The following is a 3,576-nucleotide window of genomic DNA, read 5'->3' as shown; positions in this document are numbered from 1 at the left end:
CCATCGTTGGTGTCCTTTCGAGGATGTGTAGGAGCTGAGTCGAAAGGTACCGCGGTGGTCTCCTTGCTGGTCGGCAAGGGGGGGTTCACCAGGCGGTAGCTGTACACCACACTATTGGACGCAACCCAAATCTTCTTCGTGCTCAGTTTGTGTCATGTGAAGATAATAGGTAAGAAATCCACCGAAATCCTAGAGCCATTAATTATTCGAACATAAGCTGTCAATTTTTCTACAAGGGGTGGAACGCAAAAAGGCGGAGGTTGAAATCACGAAGAAAGTGATTTCAACCTCCGCCTTTGGTACTGATTAACAGCAGGTCAAGAAGCCTCAGGAATTGCGCTTCTTGTTACGGGTAATCAGGAATGCACCGGCAGCCAGAAGAAGCAGTGCTCCACCAGCCAGCCAGATTACGTTCGCACCGGTGCGAGCAAGACCCTTCTGTGAGGAAGAACCCTTGGCGCTTTGCGCCTGGTCCGACTTCGAAGGGCTCTGCGGCAGGGGCTTGCCTGGGTGACCAGGCTTACCCGGTGTCGGTTCGCCAGGCTTACCCGGGGTTACCGGGGTGCCAGGAGTTACCGGCGTGTTCGGGGTCGGGGGGTTGGAAGAACCACCGGGGAACGGAGGAAGCGGAATCGGAATTGGGATGATGATAAGGCCATTGGAGCTGGTCTTATTCTCAAGTCCGATGGTGACATCCTTGTCGCCAGTGATCGTCACGGTAGCGGTCGGAGCCTTGGTTTCATCCTCGGACTTATTGACCGTGATGTCAGCCTTGCCCTTTGCGATGGTCCAGAGGACCTCCTGCCACTTCACGTTCGGGACGTCAGTCTTCTGACCAACCTCTTCGAAAGTGATCGGGGTGTTGCGGGGGAAGTAGACCTTGCCGTCTTTGTCGACGGTGGCTTGGCAACCCTCAGCTGGAACAGCGGACTTACCAGGAACAACGTTGAAGATGCAGGACTTTCCTTGACCCTCAACCTGCCACGTAGCCTTCACCTGGAAGGTAGAGGACTTATCCTTCTCAACTTCCTTGCCCTTGGGGCCAGTGACAGACTTGTCCACGTCCACCGGGGTGGTCGGGATTGGCGTGTTCTTGATCTTCACTACGGCAGTCTCGTCAGCGCCAACTTCGACAGTGTCGGAATCGAAGAGAGGCTTACCCCAGTCAACGCCTGGCAGATTCTCCGGCGTAACTTCGTCGAAGGTCACCTTCGTGCCCTTCGGCAGAACCTTATCTGAAGTCCAGACCCACTCGTTGCCCTTGTTAAGAGCCAGGGTATCGCCAACTGCGATACCTGCGTTCTCAGGCAAAGTCTTGCCGGCAGGCAAATCTATTTTCGCAATCTCTACCTTGAACTCGACGGTGTCAGGGAGAGTCTTATTCTGGACGGCTTCCGCTACCGACTCATCACCTTCAGAGGTCACGATCCTCTTCTCGAAAGAAATAGCACCGGGTTTCCAGAGCGCCTCATTCTTAAGAGTGATAATTCGGCCGTCAGCCGGATCATCGGAAACGATACCCGTTGCCGATCCATCTGCGTTAGGAACTAGCCACGTGGGGTTCTCGCCCCAAATGATCGGCCCCCACTCGACGCCTTCAACGTCCGGTCGATCGAGCTCAGTGAAAGTTACTTTAGTACCAACTGGTAGCTCCTGTGGAAGCTTAGTCGTTTCTCCGTTCTTGACAGTGAGAAGTTCGTACTTGTAGTCATTACCCTCTTCCCACCGCGCCTGTACCTTGAACTCAACGTCCTTCCCTACAGCCGTTGCGGCCTCACCAGAAACGGCCTTGGTGAGTTGAAGGGTGCCAGTGTTCTTATTGGCAAAGTTCTCGACGGTGACGATTCGCACGTCTTTACCAATGGTGACAGTCGTTTTACCGCCCACTACATTGGACACTCCGTCGCCAGAGAATGAGGGACTACCCCAAGCAATGCCGTTGCCGTTTGCCGGAACGATCTCAGAAAGCGTCACTTCTGTTCCACCAGGAAGGTTTTCACCAAATGGTGTGAGGACCTCCTTCTTGACCGTAAGCTCTTTTGACTTCCCCTCGCCCCAAGAGGCGATGACTTTGAACTCACCGGGGACATTCGGATTATTGGCCTCGGGACCAGACACCTGTTTCGTGATGCTGAAAGTCCCTTGAGTTTTGTTTGCGGTGTTCGTCAGAGTGACGATCCGGCCGCTTGTCGAACCACCAACAACGATTTGCGCAGGATCAAAAATGGGCTTTGCCCAAGTTACAGAATCAGTATTCTCTGGAAGCTTCTCGGAGAAAGTAACCACTGCCCCAATGGGGAGATCCTTTAGGGTCCATTCTTCACCGTTCTTGAGTGTGTAGTGCTTCGTATCTGCGCCTTCCGGACCGTCGCCGTCTTCATCAATGAAGGCCGTCACTTCGAACTTCTCATCGGCAGGAACGGCACCATTCGTATTATCTACGACGACCTTCTTAACCTTAAGCTCGCCAAGCTTCGCCTTGTTATTGAGTGTCACTGAAACATTGGACTTGGGCTTAATCTCAACAACTGCCCGTCCTTCTGCATCAACAGTCACACCCGGGCTAGTTACGAAAGTGCCTTTATCCCACAGGACACCGCTATTGTTCGGGAAGCCGGTTTCAGTCAAACGGATCTTCCACCCATTGCCACGGGCATAGTGACCACTGACAGGCGTACCGTCTGCCTTAACCTTGATGTCATAGGTATTGTCCGGCGAATCTTTGTCCAAGTCTTTGCCAGGCGCGAACTCCTCAACCTTGACTGTGAATTCAGCGCTAGGCGAGAAATCTTTGGAATCGGTTGCCTTCTTTTTCTCCAAAGCAAAAGAACCACGGGAGACGCCAGAGGCTGTGCCACCAGCATCCCAATTCATCTCTGCTTTTCCAGTGGGCACTGATACTCCATTGTACTCAACATCATTGGTGTACTTGGTCCCTTTGGCATCTTGCCCGCCAGAGGAAGTACAAGTGGTGTACTCAACGTAGTAGGTCCAGGCACGCGAGAAATTCTCATCGCCAGGATTCTTCACGTCAAACGTGAGCTGCTGACCGTCCTGTTTAACAGTTACATTATCTGTCAGAGACTCGGCAGTTCCCTCAACTGGATATGCCTTCTTGTAAACATTGAGATTAAGGCGCTTCTTCAAATCGCCGCTATCGCCGCAAACCTTCTGAGTATCGGAAAGCGTGTCTACAACTGAAACTTCCTTTAGCTGCTCAATGTCATAGCCCGGCATCTTGATTAGCCAGTTAAGCGTGGTTCCAGCGGGCTCAAGCTCTCCGTTAACGTTGACCGCAGTCGTGTTCAGAGAACCAGTCTTGCTGTTCTTGGATTCCGGAGCTGTTGGAGTCACACCAGCCGGCTCATTGTTTACTTTGGCATCGTTGGGATACTTCGTCCCCTCATCCGGAATGGTGTCTCCCGTCAAGCATGAGGTGTAGTTGATTTCGGGCTAAGGAGCAAAAAGTGTGTCTGCGGGCGTGTCGGGGTTAGGTGCCGGGCCAGCCTTTGCGGATTCCTAGGTTGTGGTTGTATTCGTTTGGGATAGCGTTGTCGTAGAGGGCTGGTCTTCCGG

General features: G+C 52.9%; 1 protein-coding gene. It reads right to left on the bottom strand.

The genetic code is table 11. The features are described from left to right. Window positions 1-327: 327 nt before the first annotated feature. Window positions 328-3,429 carry a DUF5979 domain-containing protein gene (locus F4V60_RS12860; RefSeq protein WP_141256100.1) on the bottom strand — a complete coding sequence of 1,034 codons (3,102 nt, stop codon included), beginning with the start codon at window positions 3,427-3,429 and terminating at the stop codon, window positions 328-330. Window positions 3,430-3,576: the final 147 nt, after the last annotated feature.

The organism is Corynebacterium flavescens, assembly GCF_008693105.1.
GTDB classification, from domain to species: Bacteria; Actinomycetota; Actinomycetes; order Mycobacteriales; family Mycobacteriaceae; genus Corynebacterium; species Corynebacterium flavescens.
The sequence above is the reverse complement of the archived record's forward strand: the minus strand, read 5'-3'. Positions and strand labels throughout refer to the sequence as shown.